We start from the raw sequence: 17,701 nt of genomic DNA on the forward strand, positions 1-17,701 counted from the left end.
GGCGCGTCATGTTTGGCGCGCCGCGCGTAATGGGCCATTCGTCAACTATTTTGAACCATTTACGGTGAACTCTGGCGTATCGCGTTGAAAGCGGTGCATGTCATACCTATAACGGGTTCACATCGTGGACGTCCGTGCATTCGCGCGGCAGTTCAGCGTGAGCAGTATTCAAAAGAGAGGTTTTGATGCCCTGGAGCAATCAGAATGGCGGCGGCGGCCCTTGGGGCGGCGGCGGCGGCGGAGGCAATCAGGGGCCATGGGGCCAGGGGCCGAACCGGCCGCGTGGCGGCGGCAAGGGCGGACCGCCGGATCTCGAAGAGATCATTCGCCGTGGCCAGGATCAGCTGAAGAACGTCGTTCCCGGCGGTTTCAACGGCGGCATCTTCGCCATCGTCGGCCTGCTGATCGTCGGCTTCATCCTGATCAACTCGATCTACACCGTCCAGCCGGATGAACGCGGCGTCGAAATGCGCTTCGGCAAGCCGAAGGACGAGATCTCGATGCCGGGCCTGCACTATCACTTCTGGCCGCTCGAAACCGTCGAGTTCGTCAAGATCACCGAGCAGCAGCAGAACATCGGCGGCCGCAACAGCGGTCAGTCCAATGCCGGCCTGATGCTCACCGGCGACCAGAACATCGTCAACGTTCAGTTCTCGGTGCTGTTCTCGGTCACGGATCCGAAGGCCTACCTCTTCAACGTCGAAAATCCGGCTGACACGCTGCAGCAGGTCGCCGAAAGCGCGATGCGCGAAGTGGTCGGCCGTCGTCCGGCCCAGGACATTTTCCGCGATAACCGTCAGGCGATCGCCGCCGACGTGAAGAGCACGATCCAGGCAACGATGGACAGCTACGGCGCCGGCGTTTCCGTCAACACCGTGGCGATCGAGGATGCGGCCCCGCCGCGCGAAGTCGCCGATGCGTTCGACGAAGTGCAGCGTGCCGAGCAGGACGAAGACCGCTTCGTCGAAGAAGCCAACCAGTACGCCAACCAGATCCTCGGCAAGGCCCGCGGTCAGGGCGCGCAGATCCGCGAAGAGGCAGCCGCCTACAAGGGCCGCGTCGTCAAGGAAGCGCAAGGTGAGGCCCAGCGCTTCATCTCTGTTTATGACGAATATTCAAAGGCGCCTGATGTAACCCGCAAGCGTCTCTATCTCGAAACGATGCAAGGCGTTCTCGGCAAGTCGAAGAAGGTCATCATCGACGAGAAGAACGGGCAGGGCGTCGTGCCCTATCTGCCGCTGAATGAAATCGGTCGGCCGGCACAGTCGGGAGGCGCACAGTGATCAACAATCGTACTTCAATCATCCTGATCCTGCTCGCCGTCGTCCTGGTCGGTCTCTATTCGTCGATCTTCGTGGTCAACGAACGCCAGCAGGCGATCGTCGTTCGCTTCGGTCAGATCCAGGACGTCAAGACCCAGCCGGGCCTCTACTTCAAGCTGCCCTTCGCCTTCATGGATGCCGATCGCGTGCAGTATGTCGAAGACCAGGCCCTGCGCTTCGATCTCGACAACATCCGCGTCCAGGTTTCGGGCGGCAAGTTCTATGAAGTCGACGCCTTCGTCATCTACAAGATCGCCGATCCCCGTCGCTTCCGCGAAACCGTTTCGGGCGACCGCGATTCTGCCGAGGCACGTCTGCGCACCCGTCTCGACGCATCGCTGCGTCGCGTCTACGGTCTGCGTGGCTTCGAGGCAGCGCTGTCCGACGAGCGTGCATCGATGATGCGCGAAGTTCGCGCCGACCTCAAAACCGATGCCGAATCGCTCGGCCTCAACATCGAGGACGTTCGCATCCGTCGCACAGACCTTACGCAGGAAGTCTCGCAGCAGACCTTCGACCGCATGAAGGCCGAGCGTCTGGCGGAAGCCGAACTGATCCGTGCCCGCGGTAACGAAGCCGGCCAGCGTCGCCGCGCCATCGCCGACCGTCAGGTCGTCGAGATCGTCGCCGACGCCCAGCGCGAATCGGAAATCCTGCGCGGTGAAGGCGAAGCCGAACGGACGAAGACCTTTGCCGACGCATTTGCGCGCGATCCGAAGTTCTTCGAATTCTACCGTTCGATGACCGCCTATACGGAGTCCATCGGTAGCTCGGACACGACGCTCGTGCTGTCGCCGCATTCGGAGTTCTTCCGTTATTTCAATGACTCGGAAGGCAAAGCACCGGCTGCGACAGAGACGCAACCGGCGACCGGGAACTAAGCGGACAATGTCCGACTTTCTGACCGGGATTGCTTTTTTCCTGATCATCGAGGGGCTGGTGTACGCACTGGCCCCTTTGGTTTTAGTGGAATTGGCGAAGCGTTTGCCGTATGTCCCGGAGCATCAGCTTCGACTGGCCGGGGTATTTTCCGTTGCCGCCGGTGTCGGACTTGTCTGGTTGCTTCGAGGATAATGCGAATGCCACATAAACTGCTGATCCGGCTGGTCGATGCCGAATATGCGATCACCCGTCTCAATGTCGGTTCCCAGATGCCGGAATGGCTGCCGGGGCCGGGTTTCTGGACCGTGTCCAGCTCGCGAGAGGAAATGACCCTCGTCTGTCGCGCCGCGCGCGTCCCTTCCAGCACCCAGAGTTCGCTCGGCTGGCGCTGCTTCCGTATCGAACAGCATTTCAGCGTCGACGTGCCCGGCGTGCTTTCTTCCGTGCTCAGGCCGCTGTCGGCCGCGGGCATCGGCGTCTTTGCCAATTCGACCTTCAGCACCGACTATATCTTCGTGCCGGGCTCCGATCTCGACAAAGCGGTGCAGGCGCTGAAAGAGCACGGGCACGAGATCACCATCTGATCTACTGCATAATTCCTTAAATCGGATTCGATTTAAGGAGAAATTATGCAGTGAGCCTGAAGTGCTACAGCGTCCTTAGCGCGTCATATTTGACGCGCGGCGCTGTAGGCTCCGTATCCGCACTTTCGAGCGGATCAGAAAATCGTGTCTGGACGCTTCTGAATTCCGCCGTATCTTCACTGGAAGATCGGGTGCAACGTGATCCCCGGATCGCGTCGCTGTCACCGGCTGCATAAGTCTTCCGATCGGGATCGATCGTGGGATAAATTATGCGGCAAATCAAAGTCGCTGCAGCGACCCTTGCTCTTTGTCGGGCGCATGGGGCTGCAGAGCATCGCATGACGCGGCTACCTTCAAGGGCGCCGCACCGCCGAGACAATGTGAGGAGCTCCGCGAATTGTCCACTCGATCGAAATCCTTCGGCGCTCTGGCGCTGGCCGCCACGCTGCTTCTGTCCAATGCGGCCATGGCGCAGACGGCCGCCGTTCGCCCGCCGAGCAATGGCCCCGCATCCGTCGCCGACCTTGCGGCCGGCCTGCTTGATGCGGTCGTGAACATTTCGACGTCCCAGCGCGTCAAGAACGACGACGATGCGCCGACGCCGCAGGTGCCGGAGGGCTCGCCCTATCAGGACTTCTTCGACGAGTTCTTCAAGGGGCAGGGCGACAAGGGCGGCAACCGCCAGCGCACCGTCAATTCGCTCGGCTCCGGCTTCGTCATCGATCCCGCCGGCGTCATCGTCACCAACAATCACGTGATCGAGGGTGCCGACGATATCGAAGTGATCTTCGCCAATGGCAGCAAGCTGAAGGCCAAGCTCGTCGGCAAGGATACCAAGACCGACCTCGCGGTGCTCAAGGTCGAGCCGAAGACGCCGCTGAAGGCAGTACCCTTCGGCGATTCCCGCAAGATGCGGATCGGCGATTGGGTCATGGCGATCGGCAACCCGTTCGGCTTTGGCGGCTCTGTCTCCGTCGGCATCATCTCGGCGCGCGGCCGGAACATCAATGCCGGCCCCTACGACAATTTCATCCAAACGGACGCCGCCATCAACCGCGGCAACTCGGGCGGCCCGCTGTTCAACATGCAGGGCGAGGTGATCGGCATCAACACGGCGATCATTTCGCCGACGGGCGGCTCGATCGGTATCGGCTTCTCGGTTCCGACCGAGCTTGCCGCCAATGTCGTGCTGCAGCTGAAGGATTTCGGCGAGACGCGGCGCGGCTGGCTTGGCGTGCGCATCCAGCCGGTGACGGACGATATCGCTGAAAGCCTGAAGATGGCCTCGCCGCGCGGCGCTCTGGTCTCGGGCATTATCGAGGGCGGGCCGATCGCCAAGGGCGAGATCAAGGCCGGCGACGTCATCATCAAGTTCGATGGCAAGGACGTCTCCGAGATGCGCGACCTGCCGCGGGCGGTCGCCGAAAGTGCCGTCGGCAAGGCCGTCGACGTGGTGATCATCCGCGACGGCAAGGAGCAGACGGTCAAGGTCACGCTCGGACGGCTCGAGGATGGCGAGGGCATCGCCAATGCCGCGGTAACCACCAATGAAGAAGGCGGCGAGGACAAGAAGACGGATCAGCCGCCGGCAGCCGAGCTGCCCGCCACCGACACGGTGCTCGGCATGAAGCTGACCACGCTCAATGCCGAAAGCCGCAAGAAGTTCGGCATTGCCGACGATGTCGAAGGCGTGGTGATCGCCGAGGTCCAGGCAGGCTCTGCCGCCGCCGAGCGGCGGGTGGAGCCGGGTGACGTTATCGTCGAGGTCGGCCAGGAAGCGATGGATACGCCTGACGACGTCTCCGAGCGCGTTGAAGAGCTGAAGTCCGACGGCCGGCGCAATGCGCTGCTGATGCTTTCCAACAAGACCGGCGAATTGCGCTTCGTCACCGTGCGCATGGAATAGGACGGCGTGGCGCGATGGCCTTTTCCTGAATCCTTTCAGGATGATCGCGCCGTTCTCTCCCGGCTTGATTCCGATCCCTGAGATTTCGATTCAAGGCGGTGTCTTCCTTGAACCGGCAGCGGTCGAAGCTCAGTATTATGCGGTGGCGCTTCGGGCGATCTACAGCGTCGCGCGTCTTATTGGACGCGCAAAGGTCGCTGTCGCACTTTGAATTGCTGCATGTTTGGTAGGTCCTGTCTTACGTCCGGCACTGTGGTGACGGGCGGTGGCCGCTGTCTTGGAGGTACCGCCTGCAGCGCCGTTGGGGAAAGCGGTGCGGCGGCCCCCCCCTCAGTCTTTGGCGCAGGGCACGCCGTGGCTGGCGGTCCGTTCCGGTCGGGTGCGGTGTATGTCGTGCCGCAGGGGCTGAAAGGTCATCAGGCGCAGCGCGTCGATCAGGGTCTCGAGGATGGCGTACATGGCCGGATCCTCCTTTCTGGTTCCTCATTTCAACGCACTTGTCGCAAAGGCTCAAACGAGTTTACAGTTGTCTTCGGATGACTTGAGGTTATGCATGAAGCGCGGCCGTCTGCCCCTGACAGCGTTGCGGAGTTTCGAGGCTGCGGGCCGGCTCGAAAGCTTCACGCTGGCTGCCGGCGAGCTTTTCGTTTCCCAAGCCGCAATCAGCCGACAGATCCGCGAGCTGGAAAACCTCATCGGCCGGCCGCTGTTTGAGCGGCGCCACCGCAGCGTCAGCCTGACGGTCGAGGGCCGGTCGCTGCTTTCGGTGCTGACCTCCGCCTTCGACATGGTGGGAGACAGCCTGGAGGCGCTCTCCGGGCACAAGCCTGGCCATACGCTGAGGGTCAGTGCCGAACCGTCCCTTACCGGCTGCTGGCTGGTTCCGCATCTGGCGGAGTTCCAGAGCGAGCATCCCGAGATCGACCTGTTGATCGACGCCGACCCGCGGCTTGTGGAGTTTCGCAGCGGGGACGCTGATATCGCCATGCGTCACAGCTTGAAGCTCTCCTCCTGGCCGCGCGTCGAGGCGCGACGGCTTGCGCAGGTGGAGATGATCCCGGTGATCGCGCCGGAGCTTGCCCGGTCCGGCAGGCCCTTGTTGATGCCTGTCGATCTCATGCAGCATGCGCTCCTGCACGAGGACAATCGCGAAGCATGGCAGCAATGGTTCACTGCTGCCGGGGCGGGACCGGTTCGCATCGAGCGGGGCGCGATCTTTACCGATGGCGCCATGGTGCTGCAGGCGGCGTTGCGCGGCAACGGCGTCGGGTTGGTCGATCGCGACCATGTGCGCGACGAGCTTGCGGCCGGGCGCCTGCTGCAGCCGTTCGATGTCTCGGTGCCCTATGGCGCCTTCTTTCTCGTGGCGCGGCGGTTCGACGCTTTGTCAGAGGCGGCGCAGGCGTTCGTCACTTGGGTCGAACGGAGTTATCCGGGGGCAGGGCGCGGGGGGTGACGTCTCGGATGGCGTTGCGAGATGTTCCGGGTGGGTCGCCCCTCATCCGCCTGCTGGCACCTTCTCGCCGCCTGCGGGGAGCAGGCTCGGATGTGACCGGACTGACAACGCGCAAACGTTGCGGATTGGCGAAGAGGGTTCGGCTTGCGCATCTCTCCCCGCTGGCGGGGAGAGATGTCCGGCAGGACAGTGAGGGGCAAGCGCAGCGTCATGAACTGCAAGCGGCTGACGGATGAACCCGCAAGCCGCCGTTTACCGGCGCCGCGGCGCTTTCACGCCACGTCCTTCGCCCGCTGTGCCTGCCATTCCGCCCGGGTGATTGCGTAGAGCACGTGGCGAACGAGCTGCGGTTTGTCGGCGGGGATGCGCGGGTGGTTGAAGTCGCGTGCGGGGTCGCGGTGCATTCCAAGGCGCGCCATCACCGCCGTCGAGCGGGTGTTGTCGGGGACGGCGAAGGAGACGATTTCGCGAAGGCCTTTTTCGTCGAAGCCGTAGCGCAGGAGGTCGGACGCTGCCTCGGTGATATAGCCCTTGCCCCAGAAGGGGGCGGCGAGCCGCCAGCCGATCTCGACGGTGCCTTTCGGCAGGTGGGGCTCGAGGTCGGTATAGGCGAGGCCGCAGAAGCCGATCGGCCGGTCGTCTTTTTTCAGCGCGACAGCGAAGAAGCCGAGCCCCGTTTCGGCGATGCCCTGGCCGACGCGGTCGAACAGCGCGTCGGTTTCCTCCCGGTTGCGGCGATGGGGGAAGAACGCCATCACCTCGGCATCATTGTTGATCTCGAAGAAGAGATCGCGGTCGGCCTCCTTCCAGGCGCGGATGCGCAGGCGTTCGGTCTCGGAAACGATCATCTGACGAAATCGGTCTTTCGATAGCCCTGCAGATAGAGAAGGGCCGTGAGGTCGCCATGGTCGATGCGGACCTTCGCCTGTTCGGCGACCACGGGCTTGGCGTGCAGCGCAACGCCGGTGCCGGCGAGCTGCAGCATGCCGAGATCGTTGGCGCCGTCGCCGACGGCAAGCGCCTCGTCGGTCGAAATGCCGAGGCGGCCGGCAATGTCGATGAGCGCATCGACCTTGGCCTGTTTGCCGAGGATCGGTTCGGCGACCTCGCCGGTCAGCGTGCCGTCCTTCTCGATCAGCGTATTGGCGCGGTTTTCCTGGAAGCCGAGCATGTCGGCGACCGGGCCGGTAAACACGGTGAAGCCGCCGGAGATGAGGGCGGTGTAGTAGCCCTTCGCCTTCATCGTGGCGATCAGCTCAGGGCCGCCCGGCGTCAGCGTGATGCGCCTGGCGATGACATCGCCTACGACGCTCGAAGGCAGGCCCTTCAGCAGCGCGACGCGCTCGATCAGCGCCGGCTCGAAGGCGATCTCGCCGTTCATGGCGCGGGCGGTGATGGCGGCAACCTTGTCCTTGAGGCCGACTTCGGCGGCAAGTTCGTCGATGCATTCCTGGCCGATCATGGTGGAGTCCATGTCGGCGATCAGAAGCTTCTTGCGCCTGGTGTCGGCGTCCTGGACGGCGACATCGACAGGCGTTCCGTTCAGCGCGCCGCGCAGCGCCGCCTCGGCGGCAAAGGGGTCCGTGCCGTCGGTGAGCGCCAGGTCGCAGGCGACGCCGTCGGCGAGCCAGTAGAGACCGGATGCCCTAACGGCGTCAGCGGCGGCTTCCGCGAGCGCTGGCGTCAGAACAGGATTTGACGGATTGGCGATAAGCGTGGCAACGAGAGCCATGGACAACAACCTTGAAACCGATACGGACGCGATCCTGATAACCGGGCCGACCGCCAGCGGCAAGTCCGCGCTTGCGGTCGAATTGGCGCGCCGGCATGACGGCGTGGTCATCAACGCCGACAGCATGCAGGTCTATGACACTTTGCGGGTGCTGACCGCGCGCCCTGACGAGGCCGATATGGGTGGCGTCGAACACCGTCTCTACGGCCATATGCCTGCCGGTCAGGCCTATTCGACCGGGGCGTGGCTGCGCGAGGCGCAAGCGCTCGTCGCCACGCTGCGCAAGACCGGCCGGTTGCCGGTCTTCGTCGGCGGCACCGGGCTCTACTTCAAGGCGTTGACCGGCGGGCTTGCCGACATGCCCGAAATTCCGGCCGCCATTCGCGAGCGGCTGCGCGAGCGGCTGATGCAAGAGGGGCCGGATGGGCTGCATGCCGAGCTTGCCGCGCGCGACCCGCAGACGGCAGAGACGCTGAAGCCCGGCGACGGCCAGCGTATCGTGCGCGCGCTCGAAGTGGTGGAGGCGACCGGCCAGTCGATCCGCCTCTACCAGCAGAAGAGCGGCCCTGAGATCATCGATCCGCAACGGGCGCGAAAGCTTGTCGTGCTGCCGGATCGCAAGGTGCTGCACGATCGCATCAACCGCCGCTTCGGTATGATGCTCTCCGGTGGGGCGATCGACGAGGTGCGTGCGCTCTTGGCGCTGAACCTCGATCCGGCCATGCCCGTGATGAAGGCGATCGGCGTCAGCCAGATTGCCGCGCTCCTGCGCGGCGAGATCGATGAGGCCGAGGTGATCGAGACCGGCGCCGCCGCAACCCGGCAATATGCCAAGCGGCAGATGACCTGGTTTCGCAACCAGCTCGACGACAGCTGGCAGCGCATCGAGAATGCTGCCGAGGCTATTTGAGTTCCGGCGGGCGATCGCACCACCGGATAACGATGTGTAAAATTCAGACTTGCAGGACAAAGCCGCCATTCTCGGCGGCTTTGTCGTTTGGTGCGGAAGTGTCGTCGTCAAGACGCGCCGCGGTCGACGGCGCGGCTATGCGGGCGACCACCTTCGGGATAGGTGATCAGTTGCCTGTTGGCATCGGGATACTAAAACCGTCCTTTGACAACTCATCGCGTAGCCACTGGAATTGTTGGTATTTCGAGATCTCGATCGGACCGGAGTAGCTCGCGCTCTGCAGCTTGCGCGGCGGATACTTTACATAGGTTTCCATCAGCTGTTTGATCGCGTCGCCGATGGTGACCATCGTCCAGGTGCGCTCCGTGTAGTTGTTCATGAAGATGTCGTAGCGCTCCTGCGGGTCCTGCCAAAGATCGAAGACCTGCGGGACCGTTGCGACATATTTGGATGCGCCCTTCCAGCCAAGGTTCGAATCGACCGCCAGTCCTCCCGTCGACTGACCGTCGTCGCCGCGCAAATTGAACACCGCCTTGTAATTGCCGACGCGGGCAGCGCCGGGCGAAAGTTCGTTCTCGGTGAAGTAGAACCAGGACGTGCGTTCCGACTTGCCCGTACCGAGCAGGATCGGCGACATGTCATAGCTGTCGAAGATGGTCGGCTGGCCCTCGCGGTCCTTATCCGGCAGGGCGACGCCGGCGACGGAGGCGAAAGTCGCCATCAGATCAAGCCCGCCGACGATATCGTGGTTCTTGCTGTTTGGCTTGACCTTGCCCGGCCAGACAGCGATGGCGGGAACGCGATTGCCGCCTTCGCGAACGGTACCTTTGGTGCCGCGGAATGGCGTGTAACCGGCGTCGGGGTACACGTCCTGCCAGGCGCCGTTATCGGTGGTGTAGAACACGAGGGTATTTCTGTCCAAGCCGGTTTCATGGAGTTTGTCCATGATGCGGCCAATGCGGGTGTCCAGTTCCACGATGCTGTCGGCATACTTCGATTTCGACATCGACTTATGCTCGAACTCCGGTGCAGGCAGGTTCGGCTGGTGCACCTTCATGAAGTTGACGCTGATAAAGAATGGCTTGTCGGATTTGGATGCGTCGTCAGGAAGCCAACGGCGGCCTTCTCGACGTAGCTATCGAAGAACGGAATACCGACAACACCCGGTGCACCGTTGATCGTCGGCGTATCGACGTACTGGCCGTTGATCTTGAACTCTTCCACGGCTTTTTCACCCGCTTTGCCTGACAGAGCGCCTTTGGTCACTTTCTGGAACATCGCCCGCAGCTTCGGATCCATGTCGGGGAACCGCAAAATCCGCTCGATGGCAGCCGACCTACCTCGTTACCGTTACAGAGTTGACATTTCTCCACATTAGATCACCCTAAATTGTAATCTGGACTGCAGGGGTAATCTGGTCGTCGGCATTATCTGGAAATGTCTTTCAGGCGGCCATCATGGGGATGGCGGCTTTCGTTTCTCGGGCAGGGTCCGATGGGTACTAAGCGCACAAGACGGATCTTCTTCATCGAGTTCTATCGCCAGCTTGGCGTTGTCTGGCCAATCCTGTCCGGCATGCTTGGCATCATGCTCGGGTGCGGCCTGTTGATCGGGCGAATAGAGGAATGGCGGATGATGGACACGCTGTATTTCACCTTCGTGACCGGTCTTACCATCGGCTACGGCGATCTGGTGCCGAGCCACTTGTCTTCGCGCGTGCTGGCCTTGCTTATCGGTCTTACGGGGATTGTGCTCACCGGCCTCGTGGCAGCCGTCAGTGTCCAGGCGCTGAGGACTACGGCCGATGATAGCAACGGGCGAGATTCGCCAGACTGAGCCTTGTTTGCTGTCGCCGGCCGCATTCCGGTCGAGAAGCCTCGATGCATTTGGGGGGCTCATGAGCCAGCTTTGGCACGAAATTCGGCACACTCCGCTCCTCTGGCTCCTGGTCCTGGGGCCGTTGGTGCTGGTGGCGCATAGTGCCGCACCCGATGCGCACACGCTGCTTTTCCTGCTTTCGGTCTTGGCGATCATTCCGTTGGCAACTTTGTTGAGCCATGCCACCGAAGCCGTCGCCGCCAGGACGGGCGACACGGTCGGCAGCCTTCTCAACGCAACACTCGGCAATCTGACCGAGCTTATCATTGCGCTGGCCGCCTTGCGGCTTGGTCAGTACACGCTGGTGAAGGCCTCATTGGCCGGCGCCATCGTCTGCAACACGCTTTTCATGCTGGGCGCTTCATTCCTGCTCGGCGGCCTGAAATACCACGTTCAGGACTACAATCGCGTCGGCGCCCGCCTGCAGACGAGCATGCTTTTCCTGGCAACGATCGCCCTTATCGTTCCGTCGGCAATGGCCGAGGCCGATAGTCTCGCAGCGGCACCGGACTTCATGCAGGAGTTGAGCTTCGGTCTGGCGATCGTTCTGATCATCGCATACGGGTTGGGCTTGTTCTTCTCCCTGAAAAGCCATCGCGAATTCTTCGGCAGCGTCGAGCATGCTGCCACCTCGGACGATGCTCCCTGGCCGTTGAGTGTTGCGCTTGCGACGTTGGCCGCCGTGACGGTCATGGTCGCCCTAGTCAGCGAAGTCTTCGTGGAATCGGTGCAGCAGGCGGCCGAGACGTTCGGAATGACGCCGGCATTCGTCGGGTTTATCGTCGTGGCACTGGTGGGGGCGGCGGCCGAAATGGCGTCGGCATTTTCCGGCGCTCGCAAAAACCGGCTGGACCTGAGCGTCGGCATTGCGCTCGGTAGTGCTGCCCAGATTGCCCTTTTCGTTGCTCCCGTTCTCGTGCTTTTGAGCTACGTCATCGGGCCGACGCCGATGGACCTGCAGTTCTGGCCGGGTGCGGTCACCATGGTGCTGCTCTCCACCATGACGGCCTTCATCGTCACGACCAGCGGCCGGGCCGCGTGGTTCGTAGGCGTGCTGATGCTCATGGTCTATGTGATCTTCGCCATGACGCTGTATCTGCTGCCGCCCAAGCTCTTGTGAGCTCGCACGCAGGCAAAGGACCCAGCTGTTCAGGGCAGGTTGATCTGCCAGGAAACGCCGAAGCGATCGTTGACCCAGGTGAAACGCCGGCTGAAGCCGTAATCCTCCGGTGGCATCAGTATCTTGCCGTCCTCAGCAAGAGCGGTGGAAAGACGAGTGAGTTCTTCCTCGCTGTCGCAATCGATGAAAAAGGAGAAGGACGGGGTGAAATCGAAGGCGTGGCTGACCGGGCTGTCGATGCATTTCACCGTCTGGCCGCCAAGGCGGAAGGCTGCCACCTTGACGCTGCCTTCGGCACCCTGTTCGCCAGGGCCATAGCGCTCGATCGACAGGATCTCGGCATCGGGAAACAGCGAGACGTAGAGCGCCATCGCGGTCTCGGCCCTGTTGCTGCCTTGGAACATCAGGAAAGGGGTGACGGCTGCTACCATGTCTGCCTCCTGCGTCGAATGTTTTGGCCGCACGCCGCGGCGCTGTTTTGATGTCGGCTTGGCCCCGTACTGGAGAACGGCCAGGTCGGCCCTGCGGTTCCCGCTCCTTTGACGCGCCCGTGCCTTTGCTGGCGCGAACGCGGGCGCACTTTTGCCGCACGCGGCGGGGGCGCACAAGTCTGTCCGATCTGCTGATGTCCGGTGGGGAGGGTGAAAACGCCTTGAGGGGCCGGCGCGAGCCGAAGCCTGCCGAGGCGCACCTGCGCGTCTCAGGGTTTGCGGATGATGCTGCCGAGCGGCCGCTTGAGCAGGCTGTCGCGCAGCGAGCCTTCGCGTCGCGGTTCGGTGGCGGGGCGGACAGCATAGGCATCAGTCGGTGGCGGCGGGCGATAGCCGGCCGCCGGCTCCGGTGTCTCGGTCAGAAGCTGCTGGCGGATCTGGTTGAAACGCTCGAGCTGCGGATTGCCGGGCTCGGGCGCGCGGGGCAGCATGTCGGGGCGATAGGGCTCGATCTCCGCTACGTCATCGTCGTCGAAGCCGGCAGGCGCCGGTTCGTCGCGGGTCTCGGGGCCCAGTTCTGCGGCCCAGAGCCGCTCGTCCTGCTCGTCGGTGGTGGCGGCCGCCAGATAGCTCTGCTGGAAATTCGAGATGTTCGGGCCGGTGATCGCCCGCATGCGGTTGACGATCGAGCGGATGTCGACGGTCGGCGGCGCGTCCTCGTCGACCCGGTCGATAATCCCGTGGGCGCGGGGCAGCCGCTCCTCGTTGACGCGGGTAAAGCGCATTCGCATGGGCACGGCGACCGCCTCGCCGAAGGCGATGGCTTCGCCGTTGCCAATCGATGAGATGAAACTGGTGGTCGAGATCGACGAGTTGGGAATGGCCGAGCGGATGATCTCCTGGTCGCGGTCGTTGGCGAGCCGCATGGCAAAGACCGTCGAGCACTGCGACAGGATCGTCGGGTCGAGTTCGCCCGGACGCTGGGTGATGATGCCGAGCGAGACCCCGTATTTTCGGCCTTCCTTGGCGATGCGGGCGATCGCCTGGCGCGTCGGCAGGAAGCCGAGCGACGGGTCGGCGGGCACATAGCGGTGTGCCTCTTCGCACACGACCAGCATGTGGATGCCGCCACTGCTCCAAAGGCCGATTTCGAACGCCATGCGGCAAAGCACCGAGGCGACGGAATTGACGACTTCCGACGGGATGCCTGCGAGTTGGAAGGTGGCGATCGGCCGGCCCTCGCCGGGAATGCGGAAGACCTTGGCGATCGTGTCCTGGATCGTGTCGGAGATCGTGTTCGACGAGAACATGAAGTGGTAGCGCGGGTCGTTGATCGCCGAGACGATCCTGACCTTGAGCGAACGCAGATGCGGCTTGTCGTTTCGCCCTTCGAGCCGGCCAATGCGCTCGTCGATCAGCGCCAAGAGGTCGGCGATGCGATAGGGCACGGGGGTATCGGCGGTAATCGAGCTCTTTTCCGTCTGGCGGCGCACGAGGCCGGACTCGGCGCTGCCCTTGAAGGCTTTCTTGGCGTCGGGAATGACGTCGCGCAGGATGTCGAGTTCTTCGGGGATGGCGGGACGGCCACGGAAAATGACCTCGGCGAACTCCTCCAGCCGGAAGAACCAGAACGGCAGGTCAAGCGTATCGGGGTCGATGACGACAGCAAGTTCCGGGAAGGCGGCGGCAAATTCGTTGTGCGGGTCGAGGATCAGCACGCGCAGTTTCGGATCGGCGGCAATCGCCTTGTTGAGCAGCAGCGTCACGGCGGTCGACTTGCCGACACCCGTGGTGCCGACGATGGCGAAATGCTTGGCCAGCATCGACGGCACATGGATCGTCGCGTCGAGGCTTTCGTCCTGGGTCAGCTTGCCGATGATGCAGCAATCGTCCTGGCCGGAATCGTAGATGCGGGCGAGATCGGCGGTGCGAATGCGATGGGCGACCGCACCAAGGTAGGGATACACGCTGATGCCGGCGGAAAACTCCTCACGGCCTCCGGGGCCGACATGGACTTCTCCCATCAGCTCGACCTCGATGCGGAAGGTGTTGTCGGTGTCTTCGCCCCATTCGCTGCTGGCCGTCTGCATGGAATAGACGAGGGCAACCACACGGTTTCTTCCGACCGTGATCGAGATCAGCCGGCCGACCGACCAGAGTTCCGTCAGCGAGGTTTCGCCCTTTTCCGCGACGGCAGCAATGGTTGCGCGCGAACCGCTGCACGCGACGACGCGGCCGAGGAAGCGATTGCCGGGCTTCAAGCCGTCGCGGCGATCCTGCTCTCCGGCACGCATCGAGGAATGAAGATCATTGTTCAGCAACGCACAACCCCGGCACAACGGTCCTTCATGTTAGCGCGGGGGATTTAACAAGTGGTTTCGGCATTGGCTGCGACGATCAGGCGCGAACGCTGCCAGCGACGCATGGCTGGTGCATTGCTCGCATCAATTTATGCGCGTACTCTAATATAATGAATTCAAAGTGTGCCTGAGCCACGGGAGATTTTCCTCATGAAAATTTGTCACAGCATGCTTGCGGGCGCAGGTTTTCTCGCCATGAGTTGCATCCCCGGGTTGGCGCAGGAGGTCAAAGGTCTCCCGGGTTCTCCGGACGCCACGATCACGATTGACGGCAAGCAGCTTCCCCAAGCCGATCCGCGCTTCGGCGGCGTGATCAATCAAAAGGCCTCGGAGTCGCAGCCCTGGTGGGCCCCGCGCATCGCGCCGCCGCAGGGCGCTCCCAACGTGCTGCTTATCATGACGGACGATGTGGGCTTCGGTGCGCCCGGCACCTTTGGTGGCGTCGTCCCGACGCCTGCTCTCGATCGCATCGCCAACGAGGGCCTGCGTTTCACGAACTTCCACTCCACATCGCTGTGCTCGCCTTCACGAGCGGCATTGATTACCGGCCGCAACCATCACGTCGCCGGCTTCGGTGTCGTTGGTGAGATGGCAACGGGATATCCTGGCTATAACTCGATCATCCGCAAGGAGAACGGCACCATCGGCACCATTCTCAGGGACCATGGCTATGCCACCTCGTGGTTCGGCAAGAACCACAACACGCCCTTCTATCAGTCAAGCCAGGCGGGCCCGTTCGACCAATGGCCGAGCGGAATGGGCTTCGAATATTTCTACGGCTTCGTCGGGGGCGACGCGAGCCAGTGGCAACCGAACCTGTTCCGCAACACCACGGCCATCTACCCGTTCGAGGGCAAGCCCGATTGGAACCTGACCACGGCAATGGCCGACGATGCCATACAGTACATGACGCAGTTGAAGGAGATCGCGCCAGACAAGCCGTTCCTCGTCTACTACGTGCCCGGCGGCACCCACGCGCCGCACCATCCCACGCCGGAATGGATTAAGAAGATCGGCGATATGCATCTCTTCGACGAGGGCTGGAACAAGCTTCGCGAGACCATCTTTGCCAACCAGAAACGGCTGGGCATCATGCCCGAAAATGCCAAGCTGACGCCTTGGCCGAAGGAACTGCCGGAATGGGATACCCTCAATCTTGAGCAGAAGAAGCTCTTCATCAAGCAAGCGGACGTTTATGGAGCCTATCTCGCCTATACCGACAATGAGATCGGCAGGGTCATCCAGGCGGTCGACGATCTGGGCGAACGCGACAACACGCTGATCATCTACATCAGCGGCGACAACGGTGCGAGCGCCGAAGGCATGGTCAACGGCACGCCGAACGAGTTCACGACGTTCAACGGCGTTCCGGTCCCGGTGAAAGACCAGTATCTCTGGTACGAATTCTGGGGGTCGGACCGCACGTTCCCGCATTTCTCCGCTGGTTGGGCGTGGGCGATGGGCACGCCGTTCAAATGGATGAAGCAGGTGCCGTCGCACTTCGGCGGAACGGCTCAGGGCATGGCGATGTCGTGGCCGGGCCACATTGTTGACGCGGGAGGTATCCGCCGGCAGTTCCACCATTTCATCGACATCGTGCCGACGATCCTTGAGGCGACCGGTATCACAGCGCCGGACACGATCAACGGCATCCAGCAGCGCCCCTTCGATGGCGTGAGCATGATGTATACCTGCGACAAAGCCAACGCCGAGGCGCCATCCACGCGCAAGACCCAATATTTCGAGATGCTCGGCAATCGCGCCATCTATCACGACGGCTGGGTGGCGGCGACGACGCCAGCGACCCTGCCGTGGGAGCTGAGCGCCAAGACGCCTCCCGATGTGATCTCCGGATACAAATGGGAGCTCTACAACGTCAAGGACGACCCCACCCAGTTCGACGACCTTGCCGCCAAGATGCCAGACAAGCTTAAGGAAATGCAGGCGCTGTTTTATTCGGAGGCAGCAAAACACGACGTCTTGCCGCTGGATAACTCCACGCTCGCCCGCTGGAACGCGCCTCGTCCGAGCCTGACGGCGGGACGGGCGGAATTCACCTATTCGGGCGAACTAAGCGGTGTGCCAGCCAGTGCTGCGCCGAAAATACTGGACAAGTCCTACGGCATCACGGCCGAAGTCGAGATACCCGAAGGCGGAGCGGAAGGCATGATCGTCACCGAGGGTGGGAGGTTCGGCGGTTACGGGCTGTTCCTGAGCAAGGGAGAACTGGGATTCGGGAGCGGTAAGGTCGTCTTCCTCTATAACCTGCTCGACCTCAAACGAACCACATGGGAAGGGCCCACACTGGATGCCGGCAAGCACACCATTGTCTTTGACTTCAAGTCGGACGGCCCAGCGCTGGGTCAAGGTGGCACGGGTATCTTGACCGTGGATGGCAAGGAAGTGGTAAGGAATTCGCTGGATCACACCACGCCGATCACGTTTCCGGAAGACGAATCTTTCGATGTTGGCCTGGATACGCGCTCCGGCGTCGCGATGATCGAGTATCGCTACGATCCACCTTTCAGGTTCACCGGCAAAATCGACAAGTTGACTTTCAAGTTGAGCGAGCAGCCAACAGCGAAGCCTTAGGCTGTTCAGGCAGCCTTGAAGCGCATGGTTGAATGAAAGGTATATGCTGGTGAGTTCGATGAAAACGGTCCTGATGTTCGCCGCCGTCAGCGAGGCGGCCACGGGGATGGCGTTACTCATCGCCCCGTCGTTTGTGGCGGAACTGTTGTTCGGCGAGCCCCTGGCCGGCGCGGGAGCGTCGGCTGCTCGCGTGGCCGGGATCGCCCTGATCGCATTGGGGCTCGCCTGCTGGCGGCATTCGCCTCTGGTCGGCATGTTGACCTACAATGTGGCCGTGACGCTTTATCTTGCCTATCTCGCTGTCGCCGGTGAGCTGACCGGCGTCCTGCTGTGGCCGGTCGTCGCGCTTCATGCCGTCTTTTCCATCCTTTTGTCGCGCGCTTGGCTCGTCGCTCCGGAGCGTTGAACGAAGATCCCAGTTCAGGACGCGGAATCTCGGGGACGACAACCTTGATTGAAGGCCACGGCGGCTGACCTGTTCGCAATAACGGGGAAGTTCGGGAAACCATACGTCCTGTCGCAAACGTA

At 62.3% G+C, this 17,701-nt stretch carries 17 protein-coding genes and 1 pseudogene; 12 read left to right on the plus strand and 6 right to left on the minus strand.

All coding sequences use genetic code 11. The annotated features are described in order from the left end of the window. The first annotated feature begins 185 nt into the window (after window positions 1–185). The 6 genes from hflK to C6558_RS39875 all read left to right on the plus strand — a co-directional run bounded on the left by hflK (window position 186) and on the right by C6558_RS39875 (window position 4,905). A complete protein-coding gene (gene hflK / locus C6558_RS08310; protein WP_025427672.1) occupies window positions 186–1,283 on the plus strand; it encodes an FtsH protease activity modulator HflK in 1,098 nt (365 codons plus the stop codon). Then, a complete protein-coding gene (gene hflC / locus C6558_RS08315; RefSeq protein WP_025427671.1) occupies window positions 1,280–2,203 on the plus strand; it encodes a protease modulator HflC in 924 nt (307 codons plus the stop codon). Before hflK ends, hflC begins: the two co-directional genes overlap by 4 nt. Window positions 2,204–2,210: 7 nt before the next feature. Further along, window positions 2,211–2,396 carry a DUF2065 domain-containing protein gene (locus C6558_RS08320; RefSeq protein ID WP_025427670.1) on the plus strand — a complete coding sequence of 62 codons (186 nt, stop codon included), beginning with the start codon at window positions 2,211–2,213 and terminating at the stop codon, window positions 2,394–2,396. Between the two features lie 5 nt (window positions 2,397–2,401). Next, entirely contained in the window at window positions 2,402–2,788 is a 387-nt protein-coding gene (locus tag C6558_RS08325; protein WP_025427669.1) for an ACT domain-containing protein, read from the plus strand. Between the two features lie 466 nt (window positions 2,789–3,254). After that, on the plus strand, window positions 3,255–4,694 hold the full coding sequence (locus C6558_RS08330; RefSeq protein WP_371412250.1) for a DegQ family serine endoprotease: 1,440 nt from the start codon (window positions 3,255–3,257) through the stop codon (window positions 4,692–4,694). Window positions 4,695–4,734: 40 nt separating this feature from the next. Next, entirely contained in the window at window positions 4,735–4,905 is a 171-nt protein-coding gene (locus tag C6558_RS39875; protein ID WP_156408090.1) for a hypothetical protein, read from the plus strand. 119 nt (window positions 4,906–5,024) lie between these two features. Here C6558_RS39875 and C6558_RS41390 read toward each other — a convergent pair whose 3' ends face one another. Beyond that, a complete protein-coding gene (locus C6558_RS41390; protein WP_255569857.1) occupies window positions 5,025–5,153 on the minus strand; it encodes a hypothetical protein in 129 nt (42 codons plus the stop codon). 94 nt (window positions 5,154–5,247) lie between these two features. Here C6558_RS41390 and C6558_RS08340 point away from each other — a divergent pair, with 94 nt between their 5' ends. Further along, the gene (locus C6558_RS08340) at window positions 5,248–6,150 is read left to right on the plus strand and encodes a LysR substrate-binding domain-containing protein (protein WP_025427667.1); all 903 of its coding nucleotides are present in this window, start codon (window positions 5,248–5,250) and stop codon (window positions 6,148–6,150) included. A 272-nt stretch (window positions 6,151–6,422) separates the two neighbouring features. Here the strand turns inward: C6558_RS08340 and C6558_RS08345 are convergent, their stop codons facing one another. Both C6558_RS08345 and serB read right to left on the minus strand, forming a co-directional pair. Beyond that, window positions 6,423–6,998, minus strand: coding sequence for a GNAT family N-acetyltransferase (locus C6558_RS08345; RefSeq protein WP_025427666.1), 576 nt, complete (start codon window positions 6,996–6,998; stop codon window positions 6,423–6,425). Next, on the minus strand, window positions 6,995–7,882 hold the full coding sequence (gene serB, locus C6558_RS08350) for a phosphoserine phosphatase SerB (RefSeq protein ID WP_025427665.1): 888 nt from the start codon (window positions 7,880–7,882) through the stop codon (window positions 6,995–6,997). Before serB ends, C6558_RS08345 begins: the two co-directional genes overlap by 4 nt. Here serB and miaA point away from each other — a divergent pair. Continuing rightward, window positions 7,881–8,792 (plus strand): tRNA (adenosine(37)-N6)-dimethylallyltransferase MiaA, encoded by a 912-nt coding sequence (miaA, locus tag C6558_RS08355; protein WP_025427664.1) that lies wholly within the window; start codon window positions 7,881–7,883, stop codon window positions 8,790–8,792. The two genes, serB and miaA, sit on opposite strands and share 2 nt — an antisense overlap. A 166-nt stretch (window positions 8,793–8,958) precedes the next feature. Here the strand turns inward: miaA and C6558_RS08360 are convergent. After that, window positions 8,959–10,100: pseudogene (locus C6558_RS08360) on the minus strand (sulfatase-like hydrolase/transferase); the annotation flags it as partial. A gap of 186 nt (window positions 10,101–10,286) precedes the next feature. Here C6558_RS08360 and C6558_RS08365 point away from each other — a divergent pair. Next, entirely contained in the window at window positions 10,287–10,628 is a 342-nt protein-coding gene (locus C6558_RS08365) for a potassium channel family protein (RefSeq protein ID WP_025427662.1), read from the plus strand. Between the two features lie 61 nt (window positions 10,629–10,689). Further along, a complete protein-coding gene (cax, locus tag C6558_RS08370; protein ID WP_057211147.1) occupies window positions 10,690–11,790 on the plus strand; it encodes a calcium/proton exchanger in 1,101 nt (366 codons plus the stop codon). A 29-nt stretch (window positions 11,791–11,819) separates the two neighbouring features. On the opposite strand, the gene C6558_RS08375 is transcribed toward cax, so the two are convergent. Both C6558_RS08375 and C6558_RS08380 read right to left on the minus strand, forming a co-directional pair. Further along, on the minus strand, window positions 11,820–12,221 hold the full coding sequence (locus C6558_RS08375; protein WP_025427660.1) for a VOC family protein: 402 nt from the start codon (window positions 12,219–12,221) through the stop codon (window positions 11,820–11,822). A 269-nt stretch (window positions 12,222–12,490) separates the two neighbouring features. Further along, window positions 12,491–14,515, minus strand: a complete 2,025-nt coding sequence (locus C6558_RS08380) for an ATP-binding protein (RefSeq protein ID WP_162174744.1) — start codon at window positions 14,513–14,515, stop codon at window positions 12,491–12,493. Between the two features lie 216 nt (window positions 14,516–14,731). Here C6558_RS08380 and C6558_RS08385 point away from each other — a divergent pair, with 216 nt between their 5' ends. After that, entirely contained in the window at window positions 14,732–17,173 is a 2,442-nt protein-coding gene (locus C6558_RS08385) for an arylsulfatase (RefSeq protein ID WP_107027143.1), read from the plus strand. A 43-nt stretch (window positions 17,174–17,216) separates the two neighbouring features. Beyond that, window positions 17,217–17,579, plus strand: a complete 363-nt coding sequence (locus tag C6558_RS08390; protein ID WP_244494216.1) for a hypothetical protein — start codon at window positions 17,217–17,219, stop codon at window positions 17,577–17,579. The last annotated feature ends 122 nt before the right edge of the window (window positions 17,580–17,701 follow it).

This window comes from Ensifer sp. NM-2 (genome assembly GCF_003024455.1).
In the GTDB taxonomy this organism is placed as follows: Bacteria; Pseudomonadota; Alphaproteobacteria; order Rhizobiales; family Rhizobiaceae; genus Ensifer; species Ensifer canadensis.

Coding starts and splice junctions, on each gene's coding strand:
- hflK (WP_025427672.1), top strand. CDS start 186: ATGCCCTGGAGCAATCAGAATGGCGGCGGCGGCCCTTGGGGCGGCGGC.
- C6558_RS08320 (WP_025427670.1), top strand. CDS start 2,211: ATGTCCGACTTTCTGACCGGGATTGCTTTTTTCCTGATCATCGAGGGG.
- C6558_RS08325 (WP_025427669.1), top strand. CDS start 2,402: ATGCCACATAAACTGCTGATCCGGCTGGTCGATGCCGAATATGCGATC.
- C6558_RS08330 (WP_371412250.1), top strand. CDS start 3,255: ATGGCGCAGACGGCCGCCGTTCGCCCGCCGAGCAATGGCCCCGCATCC.
- C6558_RS39875 (WP_156408090.1), top strand. CDS start 4,735: ATGATCGCGCCGTTCTCTCCCGGCTTGATTCCGATCCCTGAGATTTCG.
- C6558_RS41390 (WP_255569857.1), bottom strand. CDS start 5,153: ATGTACGCCATCCTCGAGACCCTGATCGACGCGCTGCGCCTGATGACC.
- C6558_RS08340 (WP_025427667.1), top strand. CDS start 5,248: ATGAAGCGCGGCCGTCTGCCCCTGACAGCGTTGCGGAGTTTCGAGGCT.
- C6558_RS08345 (WP_025427666.1), bottom strand. CDS start 6,998: ATGATCGTTTCCGAGACCGAACGCCTGCGCATCCGCGCCTGGAAGGAG.
- miaA (WP_025427664.1), top strand. CDS start 7,881: ATGGACAACAACCTTGAAACCGATACGGACGCGATCCTGATAACCGGG.
- serB (WP_025427665.1), bottom strand. CDS start 7,882: ATGGCTCTCGTTGCCACGCTTATCGCCAATCCGTCAAATCCTGTTCTG.
- C6558_RS08365 (WP_025427662.1), top strand. CDS start 10,287: ATGGGTACTAAGCGCACAAGACGGATCTTCTTCATCGAGTTCTATCGC.
- cax (WP_057211147.1), top strand. CDS start 10,690: ATGAGCCAGCTTTGGCACGAAATTCGGCACACTCCGCTCCTCTGGCTC.
- C6558_RS08375 (WP_025427660.1), bottom strand. CDS start 12,221: ATGGTAGCAGCCGTCACCCCTTTCCTGATGTTCCAAGGCAGCAACAGG.
- C6558_RS08380 (WP_162174744.1), bottom strand. CDS start 14,515: ATGCGTGCCGGAGAGCAGGATCGCCGCGACGGCTTGAAGCCCGGCAAT.
- C6558_RS08385 (WP_107027143.1), top strand. CDS start 14,732: ATGAAAATTTGTCACAGCATGCTTGCGGGCGCAGGTTTTCTCGCCATG.
- C6558_RS08390 (WP_244494216.1), top strand. CDS start 17,217: ATGCTGGTGAGTTCGATGAAAACGGTCCTGATGTTCGCCGCCGTCAGC.